This window comes from Enterococcus saigonensis (genome assembly GCF_011397115.1).
Lineage (GTDB): Bacteria > Bacillota > Bacilli > Lactobacillales > Enterococcaceae > Enterococcus_C > Enterococcus_C saigonensis.
Genome location: NZ_AP022822.1, coordinates 393,636 through 411,140, shown reverse-complemented (window position 1 = coordinate 411,140; position 17,505 = coordinate 393,636). Strand labels below are relative to the sequence as shown.

Genomic DNA, 17,505 nt, shown 5'->3' with positions numbered 1-17,505 from the left:
AGAGAAGAATTAAAAGAGAATTATCTTTTGTCTATCCCCTTCTAAAGAAATCTTCAACGGTAAAAATAAAAAACGTCCAAATCAGGTAATTACGACCTACCTTCTGATTTCAACGCTTTTTTAATAATCACAACCACTCAAAACATATAGTATCGAAATCACCTACTTTTTTAAATCTTACAAAAAGAAGGTCGCTAATAAAACCACTCCGATTAATAAAGAAACTACAATAATTGCGCCAACTAAGAAGCTATTTAGTTCGCGAGACTTACGCGATTCGCCACTTCGCGTTTTTGTTAATTCTTTTTGTTTCTTTGCCTCTTTACGATAAAAACTTTTAATTTTTTCATCTTTGCGTTCATATTCTTTTTGTAATTTCAGTGTATTTTTCTCCCGCACCGGTTCATCAAAACCTGCTTTGCTACTATTCTTTTCTTTTTGCCGGCGCAATTCACTACGGGTAACTAATGGGCCTTTACTCACTTATGCTCCTCATTTCTGTAATAATTCCCAATACGTAATGGCATACATTGTTTTTGCATCACAAATCTGTCCAGTTTTCACCGCTTCTTTAGCTTGTGCTAATGTTAATGCATATAATTCCAACACTTCATCTTCATCTTGTGCACGAGGATTTTTCACTTCACTTAAATCCACCGCGTGATACAAATGTAACATTTCATTTGAAAAACCTGGCGACAAATACATGGAGCCTACATGCTTCATCTCTTTTGCAGTAAAGCCTGTTTCTTCTTCTAATTCACGAGCACCTGTAACTTCAGGATGACTTCCTTCACCTGGATCAATTTTTCCAGCAGGAATTTCCAAAATAACTTTTTCCAAAGGTTTTCGAAATTGCTTTACCAATAGCAGCTTATTTTCTGGTGTAATAGCAATGATTCCTACTCCACCAGGATGAAAGACTAATTCTCGTTTGGCTGTACCACCGTTTGGAAGCGCGACATCATCTAAAAAGACATCAATAATTTTACCGTGAAATAATTCTTTTCGTTGAATTGTTTTTTCTTCAAAATCTGAAAAGGAAAGCATTGTATTCCCTACTTTCTATCGTTAAATTAATTTATTCAAGCAAGAACTAGACAATCTCCACTTGAAAATGGCAAAGTGTACCCTAGTTATTAAACTACATACTATTATACACAATTTCACGATTTGGAAACTTAAGATTGCGATAATAAATCTTATGAATTTTCTAAATCGCAAAAATCCACCCTTGGTCTGATTTTTTTCCACCTTTCCCCGTGGTAAAATAAACTCGTGAAGTTAAGGGAAAACCTTTAAAAGATAAATCACCCAAATTTAGGAGGGTAAAAAATGAAGAAGAAAACCAGAACGCGCTTACTGGTAATTACTGCTTGTTTACTGCTGTTTGGCCTATTTCTACGTGGCAATCCTGATGAGATCATCCCATTTGGACTTGTCATAGGTGGCGCTGCCTTAATTATTTATGGCGTGAAAAATCGTCGTCAAGGCGGTCAACCAACTGTATTACCAATTATGACCAAAGAAAAAGAAGCACATTACTTAGAAAGTGGTATGACCGAAAAAGAAATTGAATTTTTCCGAGAAACCATGAATCAAACAAAAAAACAAATTTTACAGTTACAAGAAAATATTAACCAAAATGCAAAATTAAAAGCCATTGATTTACGACACGATACTTTACGCGCTTCAAAAGCGTTATTTAAAGAATTAGTGAAAGATCCACAAAAATTGCATTTTGCTAATCACTTTTTGTACACGCATTTGCCTAATATGGTTGATTTAACTGACAAGTTTATTGAAATTAATGGGCATGAAATTAAGACCAAAGAAACTTATGAAAAAATCGAAGAAAGCTCACAAATAATTGACCAAATGGCAGCTTTAATTGCCAAAGACTACCAACAATTTGTTGCTGATGATTTAGAAGATTTAGATGTAGAGCTTTCCATTGCCAAACAAAGCTTAAAAAGAGATAATAGTTTGTAAGCAGGCGCTTACAATAAAAAATCTAGCGTAAGCTAGATTTTTTATTAAACACTTATTTAATTTGATGATCTAATATTGGAGGAATGAATATGCAGGACACACCCGAAACAAAGCAAAACGTCGATCAAACATTAGACGATTTATTAAACAATCCCTTTACCACACCAGTAGGTTCTTTAACAGAAACCCAGCAAAATGAAATTAACGTTTTGAAAGATCAACAAAAAGCAGAACGCTTAGTCGACAGACTACCAGAAGAACGCAAAGTGCAAGCCAAAGAATTAGCTGCAAAAATTGATGTCAGCGATCAACAAGGAGTTATCACTTATGGTGCAGTGGCGCAACAAAAATTAGGTGAGTTTTCCCAATCAATGTTAAATCATGTTCAAGCAGCCGATATTGGTCCAGTCGGAGATTCTTTAACAGATTTAATGTATCGTCTAAATGAAGCCAATCCTGACGATTTAAGAGCCGGAGAAGGCAATGTTTTTAAACGAATGTTTGGTAAAGTAAAACAATCCATTTATGAAATTACAGCTAAATATCAAAAAATTGGTGCTCAAATTGACAAAATTGCTGTTAAATTAGATAAAGAAAAAGATGGTCTTTTAAAGGACAATTTAATGCTTGAACAACTTTATCACAAAAACAAGGACTATTTTGATGCTTTAAACCTTTATATTGCTGCTGGCGAATTAAAGATGGAAGAATTACAAACTAAAATTATCCCAGAAGCTGTTGCTAAAGCACAAGCAACAGGAGATCAAATGGATGTTCAAATTGTAAATGACTACAACCAATTTTTGGATCGTTTGGACAAACGAACGCATGATTTACGATTAGCTCGTCAGATTACAATTCAACAAGCACCACAAATTCGATTAATTCAAAATACGAATCAGGCATTAGCAGAAAAAATCCAAGCCTCTGTCAATACTGCAATTCCATTGTGGAAAAATCAAGTTGTGATTGCATTGACTTTATTACGTCAAAAAGATGCTGTCACAGCACAACGACAAGTGTCTGAAACAACAAATGAACTGTTGAAGAAAAATTCTGAAATGTTGAAGGTTTCAGCAATCGAAACAGCTAAAGAAAATGAACGTGGTATTGTAGATATCGAAACTCTACAAAAAACCCAAAATGATTTAGTTGAAACTATCCAACAAACCTTGCAAATTCAACGAGAAGGTAAAGAAAAACGCCGTGCCGCTGAACTGGAATTGGGGCACATGGAAGCTGATTTAAAACAACGGCTATTAGAATTGACACAAAGTGAAAAATAGCTAAAAAAGTTAGAGGACTGAAAGGAAAAGCCATATAGCTTTTCCTTTCAGTCCTCTTTTTTTGATAAACTTGAAAAAATCACTAAAACAGTCAAAATAAAAGTGCTTATTTGCGATACTTAACTGAAAAATACTGGAAATTGCATTACCAACAAACAAAAAAAGGTGCGGAAAATTCCCCTTATAATGGAATTTCTCCGCACGTTTTTTATTTCTTATTCATTTCACTATTGCGATACCCATAGAAAAAGTAAATTGCGAAGCCTAATAATAAGGTTACCGCAAATACAATGTAGGTTGTGAGACTAAATTGTGCAATCAAAAAAATACACGCTAATACAGAAAAAATTGGTAATACAGGGACTAATGGTACAGCAAATTGTCCTTTTTCCGGTTTGCCAAATTCTTTACGTAATTTCAAGATACCTCCTGAAACCATCATCAAGTAAACTAAAGCTGCAATATTAGTTAATTCTGCTAAAATTTGTAACGGAAATGCTGCTGCAAAAAATAAAGCAAATCCCCCTGCCACAAAGGTTGCATTTTTAGGTGTTCGTGTTTTTTGATCAATTTTTTGCATTTGTTTTGGCAATAATCCGTCTTTACTAATAGCATATAATAGCCGTGCTAAAGAATACATCATCGAAATTGTTACTGTTAGTAATGTTAAAATCGCCCCTACAGAAATCACAGAGCCTAAAAATCCATGACCTGCATAGCGCATCACAAAAGCCATTGGATCAGATACTTGCAATTTCGCAAAAGGAACAACACCAGTCGAAATCAACGTCACTATAATATATAAAATCGTCGCAATACCAATTGAACCGATAATTCCTTTTGGCACATCCTTTTGGGGATTTTTCACTTCTTCGGCAGCCATTGCGACAGAATCAAATCCTAAAAAAGCAAAAAATACTAACGACGAACCTCGAAAAACGCTACCTACGCCATTAGGCATAAATGGTGTCCAGTTATTGGGTTTAATATAAAAAATTCCCACCGCAATAAACAAAATAATAATAAAAAATTTCACCCAAACCATGGCATTGTTTAAACGTAAAGCTTTTTTCGCTTCTTGACTTACCCAAAAAGTGATAAAGACAATCACCAATGCAGCAATTAAATCAATGTAGGTACCATTTTCAGCATTGTATCCTGCGGTTAAAGCCTTAGGTAAGTGAATGCCCCAGCTTCCCAAGAAACCTTGCATATATCCTGACCAGCCAGAAGCAACTGATGAAACAGCTAGTAAAAATTCACAAATTAAAAACCATCCTGTAAACCACGCAGCAATTTCACCAAAAACCACATACATATACGCATATGGCCCGCCGATAACAGGAATACGTGCTGAAAATTCAGCAAAGCAAAGTCCTGATAAACCAACGACTACTGCTGCTAAAATGAAAGATAATGTTAATGCTGGTCCAGCGTGATTGGCATCGGGTACTCCAGTAATTACAAAAATACCTGTTCCAATAATTGCACCAATTCCTAGCATAATTAAATCTTTTAATTGCAAATTTCGCTTTAATTCATTCGCATGAGTTGTCTTCATTTCTTTCTTGCGAAAATTCATTGGGCTCCCCCTCATAATTTAATGAAATTTCTTATAGTTAATGCTTAAGATAAAGCTTTCATATATCCTAAAAGAATACCACCAAAAATAACAAGAAGGCAACCGATAATAACATAAAACATTTCTTTTTTCGTTTTGTGTTCGCCCAATAAAAAGATCCCGCCTAAAGTTGAAATGATAATGCCCATTTGTGATAATGAAAAACCAACTGCAAGGCCGACTGTTTGAATAGATAATAGCATACAAATATTCCCGATTCCCCACAAAAGACCAGAGGTAATATTGCGCCAAACGTATTTGTCAAACGCAACTTTTCGCGCTGAAAAACATAACGCCCCTACTAACATGCCGATACTTTGCGGTAAAATAATAGCCAACGGATCCAGTCCTGCCCACGTAATAATAATTGTATAAAGACCATAACCAATCGTTGAAATAAATAGAAAACGAAATCCCTTACCAAAATCATACATCTTCATGCCGACTTCGGGCTCACTTTTCCCATTTGGATCTTTGCGTGAAGTTAAATATGCACCTGCTACTAATAATGCCAAAGCTAAAAATCCTAAAATAAAATCCCGACCATGACGCCATTCATGGAAAAAAACTGCACCAGCAATTGTATTTAACATTAACTGCATACCTGTGGAAAGAGGTAAACCCACAGAAACTCCCATTGCTTTCATGGCGTGAAATTGTCCGTTTTGTCCTACAAACCAAAATAAACCTGAAATAAACCCGACAATAATTGTCAATAAATCAATACTTGGTCGCATTACAAAAAAGATACCAAGTGAAAAAACAAACGCTCCAATCGTCATCCCTAAAGTTTGCTGATTGGCGTCGCCACCTAATTTTCCACTCACCAAACCAATGCTGCCCCAGGCAAACATCGGTACTAATGCTACTAATAAAGCCATTCCCATTCTCCTCAATCTATATAATCTAAAAAGATACCCAAACAGTGTAGCAGTGAAAACGTTTTGCAGACAAGAAAAAACTCGCAGTTTTCTGCGAGTTTATCGTTGTTCTTGATAATAAGAGACGTATGGAAAGAAAAGGGTCATGGCCGTTCCAACCCCCACAGTAGATTCTGCGCTTAGTTTCACTCCCAATTGTCTGGCTAAATTTTGCGCTAAATACAATCCCAATCCTGTCGCATGCATTTCAGAGAAACGTCCATTTTGTCCTGTAAACCCTTTATCAAATATGCGCCTTAAATCTTCCTTGGGAATACCAATGCCATCGTCTTTTACTGTCAAAGTTACTCCTTTAGCTGATTTATCCAACAAAATCAAAATTTCACCATTTTCCGGTGTGTATTTAATGGCATTACTCAACAATTGCTGAAAAATAAAACCAATCCATTTACCATCGGTTAAAACATTTTGATCATCACCTACAACTTGATAGCGTAAATTCTTTTGAATAAAGTAATTAGCATTGCTGCGCATAATAGGTTGAATGATGCTTTTAAGTTTGGTCTCTTCAATCAAATAATCTTTAGAAAAATTATCCAGACGCGCGACGTATAAAACTTGTTCTACATAACCATCAATTTTTCCTAATTCATTTTCCAACTGCATAAATTTTTCATCAGAAATGTCGAATTCTACTGCATGCAATAACAGCCGACTAGCCGCTAACGGTACTTTAATCTCGTGGACCCAAGAATCGATATAATCTTTTTGTTCCTCTTGAGCAGCAACAATTTTTTGCATATGAATCTGATGTTCACGAATAATTTGATTGATGAAATCCTGCTGTAATTGTTCTTCATACGTTCTTGCTCCTGTTAAATAATTTTGAATAGAGCTTTCTTCTTCTCCAGAACGCAATTTTTGCCACCAACGGCGCTTATAATAGTAGTGATAGATTAAAATGACCGTAAAAAATACCCCTTCAATTAAGGCTGAATAGCCGACATTCCGCCAACTCATCTGAAATCCTGGTGTTAGCCACATTACAAATGCCGTTAAAAAAATGAAACCAATCCAAGCAAAAACTAATAACCATTGATCTTTTAAATACTTAAAAAAATTCATCGCAACTCCTCAATTAACTATTTTAACCTATTACAATCCCAATCATGTCATGCAAAAAAGTTTAAGGGACGATATACCCCTGACCAACTTTAGTTTCGATGTAATCTTTCACACCAGCTTGTTCAATTTTTCTTCGCAAACGGTTAATATTCACAGTTAATGTATTATCATCGACATAGCGCTCGTCGTCCCATAATGCGCGTAATAACTTTTCTCGGGACAATATTTTACCGTTATTTTTCATTAAGATGTACAAAAGACGGTACTCATTTTTACTTAAATCAATTACTTCATCGTGAATCATCATTGTACTATTGTCTACATTCAGCGTTAAGCCATTATGCACTAATGTTTCAGCACTTGCTTCTGAATAGTTATAAGAGCGGCGTAATAATGCGTTAATTTTTGCCACTAAAACATCCAATTCAAAAGGTTTCGTGACAAAGTCATCTGCTCCCATATTCATAGCCATAATCATATCCATGTTCGTGTTGCGACTAGAAATAAAAATAATTGGGACTTTTGAAACTTCACGAATTTTTTGACACCAATAGTAACCATCAAAGACAGGCAAATTAATATCTAATAAAACCAATTGTGGATCCTCTTCACTAAAATCACTGAAAACATTTTCAAAATTGGTGGTACCAAAGACATCAAACTGCCATTTTTTTAACTCTTCCATGATTAATTGACGAATCACGCCCTCGTCTTCTACTACCATAATTTTCGCCATGATATCCTCCTAGCAGATATACTTGATTAAAATACTTTTTTATAGTACCAAGTTAGCGCATTTTAGTTTATGTCGCAAGTTATGACCTCGCATTTAAAAATAACTTATGTAATTCGGCATAAGTAAAAAACCCATAATGTATTTATGGGTTTTTTACTTCTTTATTCAATTAGCAAAATACCTTCTTCGACTAATTTGGCAATAAATAAAAATAGCCCATCTGCAAATAAAACACTCATATTAACACCAAAGTATAACGCCATTTTTTCAAACCAATCACTCCGATGATTTTTCAAATAGCGATAAGCTAAAAAATTACTACCATACGTAATGATAATTGCTCCAGTTAAAATCCAACCTATCATTTCAGATTCCCCTTTTGAATAAAACCTTTTCATCTTTAGTTTTACTCAATTTTAGTAATATTTGCAAGCGGTAACCAAACAAAAGTTATTTTTTATCCAAAGGAGCTAATTCCAACGCTGAAAATGTTTCAAAAAATTCTCGTAAAACAGGTAAAACTTTGTCTATCATGCCAACTTCATCATTTTCCAGCTGTAAAACTAGTAATGGTTCGTGAAGGCTTAATCGTAGCAAAAACCACCCACTGCCATATGGTTCATTTAGTTTCATCCGAACGCCTTCTTCGTTTTCCAAGTCTTCTTTAAAACCAATAAAATTTGCGGACTTCAATTCGGAAATTATTTTTTGTCCGTAATCTTTAAAATCGGCTTCATTAATTTTCAATCGAATTTCCAATGTTTCAGAAGGCTGCTTTAATTCATGAAGTAAATCGTTAATTGTTTGTCCTTGTGCTTTTAATTGCGGTAAAATCATTAAAACTTTTGCGACAAGATATGCGCCATCATCCAAATTATAATTTTCTTTAAACGCTGCATGACCACTCGTTTCAATGGCCAATTGTGTTTCAATACCTTCCTTGTTTAGCGCAATCATCTTATTGATAACGTTACGATACCCAGAGATGTAGCGCACCTGCTGTCCACCTTGTGAGACAATAAAGTCTTTCAAATGATCACTAGTAGGAGAATTCGTCACAATTGTAGCTCCTGGATATTGTGTCAAAACAATTTTGCTTAAAAGAGCGATTAAATTATTGCGATTTAACACAGATCCATCTGGTCCTACCAAAGCCGCCCGGTCGGCATCTGTATCAAAAATCACACCCAAATCTGCTTTTTGTGTTAATACAGCGTTTTGAATACTTACCATTGCTTGTTTATTATCGGGATTGGGGATGTGGTTAGGAAAGCGACCATCAGGTTCTAAGAATTGTGAGCCGTTGGTATTTGCACCAAGAACTTGCAAGACTTTTTTGGCAAAAAAACCACCTGCGCCATTACCAGCATCCACAATAATATGCCAACCTGTTAATGGCTTATTACCAAATTTTTTTGTTGCATGTTTTATTTTTTCTACCAAGTCAATGCTATAAGCCGAAATTAGATCAGCTTTTTGATAATTACCAGTACTATCAGAAATCCGCTTTTTCGTGTGAGACATAATATAACGAATATCTTCTTCTTCAACTCCACCGTTTTTGGTAAAGATTTTAATACCGTTGTAATAATAAGGTAAATGACTCGCTGTTAGCATAACACCTGCGTCACAGTCAAATTGCTTAAATTGCGTACTCATAAACATTGCCGGCGTAGTTGCAAGATCAAAATCAATTACGTCGACTCCTTGTTCTTGTAAAGCAGCAATTAAGCTTGCTTTCAAAGCCGGCCCACTAATCCGACTGTCACGCCCAACGCCCACGCGCAATTTACGAGCTCTTTTATCTGGGAGTGATTCACTTTTTAGTAAAAAGTGAATCAAACCGGCTGCAATATCTTGCATTTCTATTGGCGTCAAATTTGCTGCATAATCAGCTGTTGCAACTGCAATTCCACGAATATCTGAACTCAATGCTAACGGTAATTTTTTTGCCAAAATAAGCACCCCTTTTTTGAAAACGCTTTTCTTTAGTATAACAGAATCTTTTTTACCTCGCATTGTTTTTTTGGTAAAAAATACTTTTATAACATGTCATATTCATTATTTTTACTACAAAAAAAATTCGCCAAGAAGATTATCTTTGACGAATTTTCTTTTTTCCTTAAACCAACTGTTCGATTATTTTTTCCATTACTTTTGCAACTTCATCTGGTAAGGCATTATAACCTTCATTTTCTTCTTTTTGGGCCAAAATAAAATCAAGTCGTCCTTGCATCCGTACTTTCAATTGGGTGAGATAGGTAGCGTCAGCAAAATCTACCTCAAAGCCTTCAATAGGCAAATAGCTCATATTTTCCAACGGACCAAAAGGAATAAATTCTGCCGTTCCATCTACAATTTTTTCAATAGCGCCAAGGGTATCTTGAGGTTTTACTTTATTACCTTTATAAAAACCTGTATTTAAAATATAACAAGCAGTATGCGTCTTTTCATTGGAAAATATTGCGCGAAAATCAGCATAATCTTGACCTAAGGGATAGCAACGGAAAGGATTAGCAAACGGTTCAATTACCAATTTATCCAAATCTACGTTACCAACAACATTTTCTGCTGTGGTACGCTTTGTTGCCAATGTCAAGCCAAAAACCGCAGCTAAAGCAGGATCATCAATTTTAATGACTGGTGGTAAACTATCGTCTTTCATAATCCAAAAAATTGCATCTACTGCTTCTTTTAAATGATCAACACGATTTGGCGTAACATAGCGTGACTTCACCGTACGACCATTCCCGTTACGAATATCTTGTGTGACGATGACTTTATTATTATCCTTGTCCAAAGTTACCCCGACGTTTTGACAAGTTAAAAAATACTTCACTGCATCATCATCTAAGGGATAATCTTGTGTTTTATCAAAATAAGCCGGCTCTAATGCAGTTGTTGAGCCATGTTCTTTGTTAATGACAAAAGCATCATCATGCAATACATCCACTTGATACTTATCTCCATGTTTGGCTAGCGTGATGGTAGATTTTCCTGAACCTGAAAGTCCAAAAGCTGCCATTGTAAACTTGTTATTTCCTTTATGATATTGTTTCATTCCTCCATGACACGCAACAAAACCATTGCGATGTGCTGTTGCCCAAGCTAGTGTTAGTGTAGCTTTTTTTAGTTCCCCAAAGTAATTTAAACCTAAGACAGCTGCAACATTATGCTCTGGATCAAACAAGGCCAATCCATGAGGAAAATCTGAATGACGCCAATCTGGATCTGCGTATAAATAAATATCATTCTCCGGATATTCCACCGAAGTTGTGTATAATTTCTGAAATTCATTTGTTAGAATTTGAAAATTTAATAGATAAGAATAAAAATTGGTTTCATAACCTGCAGGCAATAATAAATGGCCTTTCACCATAAATTCCGGATCTAAGCCCACCAAAACCTCACCACGATAGAATTGCTGGTATTGTCCCTCGTATAAGGCCTGGCGCAATATTCCTTCATAATAAGTACGGTCAATCCCTGGTTGTCCAATCACACGTCTTGCTGCCGCCGTGCGTCCGGTGACTTTCCCATCATTAAAAACAATAACTTTTGCATCTTTTGGTAAACCTAAATCTTCAGTATGCCAAACAGGCATATCTGTGACCACTGCCCCTGGAACATCTTTGGCTAAATCATAGGCAGTAGCCAAATCTTTTATCGACGTAACATTGTTTCCATAAAAAACAGACTCCACCATTGTCTTAAAACTTGAGAATAAATGATTATCAGGATTTATATCCTGATGTGAATAAGTGCCAACAGTTGCCATTTTCTCTCCTCCAGTCCTCTATATTAAAATTAAAGTGTTTACATGATAATAAATTAATTATAATACAACGCTGGTTTCTTGTCTTTTCATTTCCTTAAAAAACTTTTAATATGCATATTCAGATATTCCTTCGGACTGTAAAAGTGCCACCTTCATTGCAAGTCCTCCACGATACCCTGTCAAACGACCATTCTTACCAATCACGCGATGGCAAGGTACGACAATCATAATGGGGTTACGTCCGACAGCATTTGCCACTGCCCGTACTCCTTTTTCATAGCCAACTTGCAATGCTAACTCGCTATAGGTAATTGTTTTTCCATAAGGAACTGTTACTAATTTTTGCCATACTTTTTTTTGAAAAGTGGTTCCAACTAACGCTAAAGGAAAATTAAATTCTTCTAATTTCCCCATAAAATATGCCATCAATTGTGTTTTTACTTCCTGACTACTCCCTTTTTCCTCTTTTAATGGCCAACCTTTAAAAAACTTCTCTAACTCCTCCTTTGCTACGTTTGCTGTTCCAATATAGCAGACACCTTTGGCAATACGACCTACAACAAAGCCTTTGCCCTCACAAGTAAAACGATCGATTAAAATAGTTTCCATCTTCTTCACCTCATTGTTATTGTACCTTTAATCTTGCTGGATTACGCTCCTAATGTTTTTGGCTAAATTTCATTTTTACGTTATACTAAATCCACTAAAAATAAAAAAGAGACGAAAATAATGACTTTACAAGATAAATTACAACACTTACCAGAAACACCAGGCATATATTTAATGAAAGATATACACGGCGATATTCTCTATGTTGGAAAAGCAAAAAATTTAAAAAGGCGAGTCCGCTCTTATTTTCAAAAAAACCAACAACATTCTAAAAAAGTACAACGGATGGTATTCAACATTGCTGACTTAGAAATTCAACCTGTTGATACTGAATTGGATGCTCTTTTACTAGAATGTCGCCTAATCCAAAAAATTCATCCTCATTACAATCGTGTGATGAACTATTATCAAAATTATTGTTACGTTGATTTTACTGAAAGTGGCCCTGTTTTAACCAAAAGTCCAACTACCACTAGCGTAGGCCCATTTCGGCAGTACAAACAACTACCAGAAATTGTGGCACTATTAAGCGAAACGTACTTACTTCCAAAGGTAAATAACGTCACAAAAAAAATGATTCAACAGCAATTACCTGCTGTTGAGCACTATTCACTTACAGAACGTCTCGCCAATTGTCATGCTTTCTTTGCTGGTAAAAAAACGACCTTTTTCAATTTGTTAAAAGAGCGTATTGCTTATAGTGCAAAGCAGCAAAATTTCGAACATGCCCAATTAATAAAAGAGCAACTTGAACTTTGTCAACGTCTGTATCACTACATTCAGCAACGAAATAAATTCTGTCAAAAAAAACAATTGACTTTAAAACTACCCTTGTCAGAAAATTATCAAAAGATTTATTTTATTGCTTACGGTAGCATTGTAAAAACAATTATCCAAAAGGATGATACTGCCGTAATATTTCCCACGGAAAAGTTTTCACTCTCACCCTTACAAAAAGAAGACGTCGATCCTTTAGACATTTTAAGAAGTTACTATACCCGTTATCATAAAGTTACACCGTCTGATGAGGCTATTTGAAAATTAGAAAACTGACATAAAAAATTGTGAACAAAAAGATCTGAAACAAAATTCCTAAAAAAATTTTGCTTCAGATCTTTTCTTATTTATCTCGCGTATCAATAATAATAGTCACAGGACCGTCATTGACAAGGGCAACTTGCATGTCCGCGCCAAATTCACCTGTTTCTACAGAAAGCCCACTTTGACGTAAGCCTTCATTAAATGCTTGATAAAGTGGAACTGCTTGCTCAGGACGAGCAGCCTTAACGAAACTTGGACGATTACCTTTTTTGGTATCTGCATATAACGTAAATTGTGAAATACTCAAAATACTACCAGCAACAGCATCAATATTCAAATTCATTTTTCCTGCATCATCTTCAAAAATGCGCATCATCGTAATCTTTCGCACCAAATAATCTACATCTTCTATAGTATCTTCCACATGAATTCCTAGTAAAATCATAAAACCTTGCTTAATTTCACCAACAACTTGCTCGTCGATAGTCACACTGGCTGATTTTACTCGTTGTATAACAGCTTTCATTTTCTACCCCTTCGTTCTTCTAACACTGTAAACTTCAGGAATTTGTTTGATTTTATCAACAATTTGTTTCAAATGTGTTAAGTTTTGAATTCCTACTGTAATACGAATCGTTGCCATTTTATCTTTATTTGACTTGGCTTCCACACTTTGTAAACGTTTCGTCATGCTATTGACGGTCTGTAAAACATCATTTAAAAGTCCCGAACGATCATAACCATAGATTTCTAAATCAGCGTCATACTCCTTTGAATTATTAGAAGTGTCTTCCCATTCCACTTCAATGAGCCTCTTTTCAGCGGTGGGAGTATTTACATTGGGACAATCCCTTCGGTGAATAGAAATACCGCGACCTTTTGTGATATAACCTACGATGTCATCTCCTGGTACTGGGTTGCAACAACGGCTAATACGGATTAGTAAGTTATCTGCGCCTTCAATAACGATACCACCATCATGACGCACTTTCATCCGATCTTCTTTTTTTGTCGCCGGCTGATTCATCATTTCTTGAACTTTTTGCTTTTCTTTTTCTTCTTTTTTCTGACGACGTTCTTCTTCTGTTAAACGATTTGCAACTGTCGTGGGACTAACTTCGCCATAACCCACAGCAGCATACAAATCATCCTCAGATTGATAATTAAAACGCTCCAAAAGATCAGCCATTTTGTTTTTGTTCATGTAATCTTTTGGCAAAAATTCCATTTCTTGCAACGTTTTATACACTGCATCATGGCCTTTTTGCACGTTTTCTTCTCGATCTTGCGCTTTAAAAAAGCGCTTAATCTTATTTTTAGCTTTGCTGGTTGCAACAAATTTTAACCAGTCACGACTAGGACCAAAAGAATTGGGTGAAGTTAATATCTCCACGATATCGCCATTTTTCAATTTATAATCCAGCTGGACCATTTTACCATTTACCTTCGCTCCGGTAGTCTTATTGCCCACATCTGTATGAATACTATAAGCAAAATCTAACGGGCCTGATCCTTGAGGCAATTCCGTTACATCTCCTTTTGGTGTGAAGACGTAGACCTTATCACTAAAGATATCTCCTTTGACGCCTTCCATAAATTCAGAAGCATCATAACTTTCATCTTGAAGTTCTAAAATTTCTCTAAACCAACTGATCTGATTGGTCATTTTATCAGGTTTTACTTTGTCTGTCTTGCCTTCTTTATAAGCCCAGTGCGCTGCCACCCCAAATTCAGCAATTTCATGCATTTCATGCGTACGAATTTGAATCTCAACAGGATTGCCCTTTGGACCAATAACAGTAGTATGCAAGGACTGATACATGTTAGCTTTTGGCATCGCAATGTAATCTTTAAAACGTCCCGGCATTGGTTTCCATTTTGTGTGGATCGTGCCTAAAACCGCATAACAATCTTTAATTGTATCAACAATAACACGAATCGCTAACAAGTCATAAATCTCTTCAAATTTTTTCTTTTGATCCACCATTTTACGATAGATGGAATAAATATGTTTGGGACGACCATAAATTTCAGCATAAATATCCAATTCTTCTGTTGCCACACGAATTTCTTCTACTGTTTCGGCTACGTAAGATTCCCGTTCATCTCGTTTTGACTGCATTAAGTGAACAATGCGATAGTATTGCTGTGGATTTAAATAGCGCAAAGCCGTATCTTCTAGTTCCCATTTGATTCGGCTGATCCCCAAGCGATGAGCTAACGGGGCGTAAATTTCCAGTGTTTCTTTAGCAATGCGTCGCTGTTTATCTTCCCGTAAGTGTTTTAGTGTCCGCATATTATGCAAGCGGTCTGCCAATTTCACCATAATTACTCGTAAATCTTGTGCCATGGCAATCAACATTTTACGGTGATTTTCCGCTAACTGCTCTTCGTGGGATTTGTATTTAATTTTCCCCAATTTTGTGACGCCGTCTACTAACATCGCTACATCACTTCCGAAGTCACGAGTTAAATCTGCTAGCGTAATTGGCGTATCTTCCACTACATCATGCAAAAAACCAGTAGCAACAGTATGCGGATCCATATGCAATTCAGCTAAAATCCCTGCAACTTGAATAGGATGAATGATGTAGGGTTCACCAGATTTACGAAATTGTTCTTTATGCGCTTCCGTGGCATAGTCCAACGCTTTTTGTACAAAGGCCACATGTTCTGGGCTCATATATTGACTCACTAAACGAATCACACCGGGACCTGTTACGATTTCATCTTTTGCCACAAGCATACCTCTTTTCTTTAGAAAACATTGTGAAAAAACTGAGCTACAGATACTAAGACGAACTTTTGATCATAGTGTTCTAACTGTTCAAAACTTCGCCTTAATATCCTTCATTATCTTTTTATAAAATCAATCTTTTTACTATTCTATCCTAATTTTATACTTAAAAAAATAACTGATTGTTATGAATAAAAGTACCGCTTTTCAGCCGGTACTTTGTGAATAATTAGGGTTATTATACACTAGAAGTAAACATGATTTCAATCACCGCAAACTTCTCTAAAAAGTCTTTAATTCTGTGGTTAAATCTAAACCAGATAAGGTTAAGATTCCCAGACTATCGGCTCCGCTTAACATTAATTCTTGAAGTTGTTCATGGCTTACATGGGTTAAGTTGATTTGTAACTTAACGCTTTTTCCGGCATCATAATTAAAAAGCGTAGCATCATGCTTGGCATTATCAAAAGAATCTCCCTCATCTAAGACAAGCTGATTCCAGCCTAGTTCTTTAAATAAAGGCGCTATTTCGATTTTTTGTAATTCTTTTAAATCGCGGCTATCCATCCGCACCCGAATTTCTCCCCACGCCATTGCTAAAGAGTGCAATGTTTTTTGTAATTCTTGCACTTGATCACGTTGTTGAATCAGCATTGTAGGTGAAACTGTAATTTCTAAAAAATCCGCGCCACTTTGAAATGCTTTTCCCACTTCAAATGCCTTTTTAGCGATGGTTCCATTTCCAAGTGGATAATCAATCACAGTACCAATTTTAATCGCTGTCTTTGCCAAAAGCTGCTTGGCTCTTTCCAAATGATTCGGCAAGACAACAATTTCTTTTAATGGCAGTTCTTGTAATGATAAAAGTTGATCTTTAAAATCCCAGTCTGTTATCGCTGGATTTATTATGCGTAGACTGATAATCTCACTAACGTTCATAATCTCACCTCTTTACAATAATTCCCACTGGTAACTAACAGCACTTAGCAAATATAAAGGGGCTGTTTCTGTTCGTAAAATTCGCGGTCCTAAACCGCATAATTTACCGCCTAATGCAGTCATTTTTTCAATTTCAGCAGGAGTAATTCCACCTTCTGGACCAAAAATGGCTAATAAACGGCTGCCAACTGGTAAACCTTGCAAAACTTGAACTAATTGAGCTTTTTCTCCTTGCTTAGCTGATTCTTCATACGCTACGATAATTGCGTCGTAATCGGCTAATTTATCCCACAATTGTTTTTCATTGGTTAAAAGTTCTACATTCGGTGTTAATTGTCTTTGTGATTGTTCAGCTGCTTCTTGGGAAATTTTTATCAAGCGTTGTTTTTTCTTGGCCAATTTTTTTTCATCCCACTTTACCACAGAGCTTTGCGCAGGAAAACCAATAAATTCATAAGCACCCAATTCCGTTCCTTTTTGGACAATCCATTCTAATTTATCACCTTTTGGATAACCACTGGCTATCGTCACTAAAAGAGGTAATTCTTTATTTTGCAGTTCTTTGGCTACCTCACTTAAAACAACTGTATTTTCTTCAATAGCAGTAATTTTGGCAATAATTGCAATTTGATCTTTATAGACCAGATAGACCTTATCTGCTAACTTCATTCGCATCACACGAACCATGTGATGAAAAGCTTCCCCTTTTAAACGAATTTCGCCACTTTTATAAGGCGTAGAAATAAAATACCGTTGCATC

17 protein-coding genes are annotated in these 17,505 nt (G+C 35.9%); 3 read left to right on the top strand and 14 right to left on the bottom strand.

The window, feature by feature from the left end; all coding sequences use genetic code 11:
- Positions 1 to 177 precede the first annotated feature (177 nt).
- Entirely contained in the window at positions 178 to 483 is a 306-nt protein-coding gene (gene macP, locus EsVE80_RS01895; protein ID WP_173102211.1) for a cell wall synthase accessory phosphoprotein MacP, read from the bottom strand.
- Between the two features lie 9 nt (positions 484 to 492).
- Positions 493 to 1,050, bottom strand: coding sequence for an NUDIX hydrolase (locus EsVE80_RS01890; protein ID WP_173102210.1), 558 nt, complete (start codon positions 1,048 to 1,050; stop codon positions 493 to 495).
- A 285-nt stretch (positions 1,051 to 1,335) separates the two neighbouring features.
- Here EsVE80_RS01890 and EsVE80_RS01885 point away from each other — a divergent pair, with 285 nt between their 5' ends.
- Positions 1,336 to 1,992, top strand: coding sequence for a 5-bromo-4-chloroindolyl phosphate hydrolysis family protein (locus EsVE80_RS01885; RefSeq protein ID WP_173102209.1), 657 nt, complete (start codon positions 1,336 to 1,338; stop codon positions 1,990 to 1,992).
- Between the two features lie 89 nt (positions 1,993 to 2,081).
- Positions 2,082 to 3,278 carry a toxic anion resistance protein gene (locus tag EsVE80_RS01880; protein ID WP_173102208.1) on the top strand — a complete coding sequence of 399 codons (1,197 nt, stop codon included), beginning with the start codon at positions 2,082 to 2,084 and terminating at the stop codon, positions 3,276 to 3,278.
- A 208-nt stretch (positions 3,279 to 3,486) separates the two neighbouring features.
- On the opposite strand, the gene EsVE80_RS01875 is transcribed toward EsVE80_RS01880, so the two are convergent.
- The 8 genes from EsVE80_RS01875 to EsVE80_RS01840 form a co-directional block, all read right to left on the bottom strand.
- Positions 3,487 to 4,860 (bottom strand): amino acid permease, encoded by a 1,374-nt coding sequence (locus tag EsVE80_RS01875; protein WP_173102207.1) that lies wholly within the window; start codon positions 4,858 to 4,860, stop codon positions 3,487 to 3,489.
- Positions 4,861 to 4,904: 44 nt separating this feature from the next.
- A complete protein-coding gene (locus tag EsVE80_RS01870; RefSeq protein ID WP_173102206.1) occupies positions 4,905 to 5,780 on the bottom strand; it encodes a GRP family sugar transporter in 876 nt (291 codons plus the stop codon).
- A gap of 99 nt (positions 5,781 to 5,879) precedes the next feature.
- Positions 5,880 to 6,905 carry a two-component system sensor histidine kinase SapS gene (sapS, locus tag EsVE80_RS01865; RefSeq protein ID WP_173102205.1) on the bottom strand — a complete coding sequence of 342 codons (1,026 nt, stop codon included), beginning with the start codon at positions 6,903 to 6,905 and terminating at the stop codon, positions 5,880 to 5,882.
- A gap of 61 nt (positions 6,906 to 6,966) precedes the next feature.
- Positions 6,967 to 7,641, bottom strand: coding sequence for a two-component system response regulator SapR (gene sapR / locus EsVE80_RS01860; RefSeq protein WP_173102204.1), 675 nt, complete (start codon positions 7,639 to 7,641; stop codon positions 6,967 to 6,969).
- Positions 7,642 to 7,802: 161 nt separating this feature from the next.
- Positions 7,803 to 8,006: a hypothetical protein gene (locus EsVE80_RS01855; protein ID WP_173102203.1), complete on the bottom strand. Its 204-nt coding sequence runs from the start codon at positions 8,004 to 8,006 to the stop codon at positions 7,803 to 7,805.
- Positions 8,007 to 8,091: 85 nt separating this feature from the next.
- Positions 8,092 to 9,597, bottom strand: coding sequence for a phosphohexomutase domain-containing protein (locus EsVE80_RS01850; RefSeq protein ID WP_232061245.1), 1,506 nt, complete (start codon positions 9,595 to 9,597; stop codon positions 8,092 to 8,094).
- A 166-nt stretch (positions 9,598 to 9,763) separates the two neighbouring features.
- On the bottom strand, positions 9,764 to 11,419 hold the full coding sequence (locus tag EsVE80_RS01845; RefSeq protein WP_173102201.1) for a phosphoenolpyruvate carboxykinase (ATP): 1,656 nt from the start codon (positions 11,417 to 11,419) through the stop codon (positions 9,764 to 9,766).
- 105 nt (positions 11,420 to 11,524) lie between these two features.
- Positions 11,525 to 12,028 carry a methylated-DNA--[protein]-cysteine S-methyltransferase gene (locus EsVE80_RS01840; protein WP_173102200.1) on the bottom strand — a complete coding sequence of 168 codons (504 nt, stop codon included), beginning with the start codon at positions 12,026 to 12,028 and terminating at the stop codon, positions 11,525 to 11,527.
- A gap of 120 nt (positions 12,029 to 12,148) precedes the next feature.
- On the opposite strand from EsVE80_RS01840, the gene EsVE80_RS01835 reads away from it, so the two are divergent.
- Positions 12,149 to 13,066: a GIY-YIG nuclease family protein gene (locus EsVE80_RS01835; RefSeq protein ID WP_173102199.1), complete on the top strand. Its 918-nt coding sequence runs from the start codon at positions 12,149 to 12,151 to the stop codon at positions 13,064 to 13,066.
- A gap of 82 nt (positions 13,067 to 13,148) precedes the next feature.
- On the opposite strand, the gene dtd is transcribed toward EsVE80_RS01835, so the two are convergent.
- The 4 genes from dtd to EsVE80_RS01815 all read right to left on the bottom strand — a co-directional run bounded on the left by dtd (position 13,149) and on the right by EsVE80_RS01815 (position 17,504).
- The gene (gene dtd, locus EsVE80_RS01830; RefSeq protein WP_173102198.1) at positions 13,149 to 13,595 is read right to left on the bottom strand and encodes a D-aminoacyl-tRNA deacylase; all 447 of its coding nucleotides are present in this window, start codon (positions 13,593 to 13,595) and stop codon (positions 13,149 to 13,151) included.
- 3 nt (positions 13,596 to 13,598) lie between these two features.
- Positions 13,599 to 15,809: a RelA/SpoT family protein gene (locus EsVE80_RS01825; protein ID WP_173102197.1), complete on the bottom strand. Its 2,211-nt coding sequence runs from the start codon at positions 15,807 to 15,809 to the stop codon at positions 13,599 to 13,601.
- 279 nt (positions 15,810 to 16,088) lie between these two features.
- Entirely contained in the window at positions 16,089 to 16,745 is a 657-nt protein-coding gene (locus EsVE80_RS01820; RefSeq protein WP_173102196.1) for a beta/alpha barrel domain-containing protein, read from the bottom strand.
- Between the two features lie 12 nt (positions 16,746 to 16,757).
- Complete coding sequence (locus EsVE80_RS01815) at positions 16,758 to 17,504, bottom strand: 16S rRNA (uracil(1498)-N(3))-methyltransferase (protein WP_173102195.1); 747 nt, start codon at positions 17,502 to 17,504, stop codon at positions 16,758 to 16,760.
- Position 17,505 lies beyond the last annotated feature (1 nt).

What these genes read in the sequence shown, in the direction of transcription:
- EsVE80_RS01870 (WP_173102206.1), bottom strand. Translation starts at nt 5,780, where the DNA reads ATGGCTTTATTAGTAGCATTAGTACCGATGTTTGCCTGGGGCAGCATT.
- EsVE80_RS01820 (WP_173102196.1), bottom strand. Translation starts at nt 16,745, where the DNA reads ATGAACGTTAGTGAGATTATCAGTCTACGCATAATAAATCCAGCGATA.
- EsVE80_RS01815 (WP_173102195.1), bottom strand. Translation starts at nt 17,504, where the DNA reads ATGCAACGGTATTTTATTTCTACGCCTTATAAAAGTGGCGAAATTCGT.
- EsVE80_RS01885 (WP_173102209.1), top strand. Translation starts at nt 1,336, where the DNA reads ATGAAGAAGAAAACCAGAACGCGCTTACTGGTAATTACTGCTTGTTTA.
- EsVE80_RS01875 (WP_173102207.1), bottom strand. Translation starts at nt 4,860, where the DNA reads ATGAATTTTCGCAAGAAAGAAATGAAGACAACTCATGCGAATGAATTA.
- sapS (WP_173102205.1), bottom strand. Translation starts at nt 6,905, where the DNA reads ATGAATTTTTTTAAGTATTTAAAAGATCAATGGTTATTAGTTTTTGCT.
- EsVE80_RS01845 (WP_173102201.1), bottom strand. Translation starts at nt 11,419, where the DNA reads ATGGCAACTGTTGGCACTTATTCACATCAGGATATAAATCCTGATAAT.
- dtd (WP_173102198.1), bottom strand. Translation starts at nt 13,595, where the DNA reads ATGAAAGCTGTTATACAACGAGTAAAATCAGCCAGTGTGACTATCGAC.
- EsVE80_RS01890 (WP_173102210.1), bottom strand. Translation starts at nt 1,050, where the DNA reads ATGCTTTCCTTTTCAGATTTTGAAGAAAAAACAATTCAACGAAAAGAA.
- EsVE80_RS01880 (WP_173102208.1), top strand. Translation starts at nt 2,082, where the DNA reads ATGCAGGACACACCCGAAACAAAGCAAAACGTCGATCAAACATTAGAC.
- EsVE80_RS01840 (WP_173102200.1), bottom strand. Translation starts at nt 12,028, where the DNA reads ATGGAAACTATTTTAATCGATCGTTTTACTTGTGAGGGCAAAGGCTTT.
- EsVE80_RS01835 (WP_173102199.1), top strand. Translation starts at nt 12,149, where the DNA reads ATGACTTTACAAGATAAATTACAACACTTACCAGAAACACCAGGCATA.
- sapR (WP_173102204.1), bottom strand. Translation starts at nt 7,641, where the DNA reads ATGGCGAAAATTATGGTAGTAGAAGACGAGGGCGTGATTCGTCAATTA.
- EsVE80_RS01855 (WP_173102203.1), bottom strand. Translation starts at nt 8,006, where the DNA reads ATGATAGGTTGGATTTTAACTGGAGCAATTATCATTACGTATGGTAGT.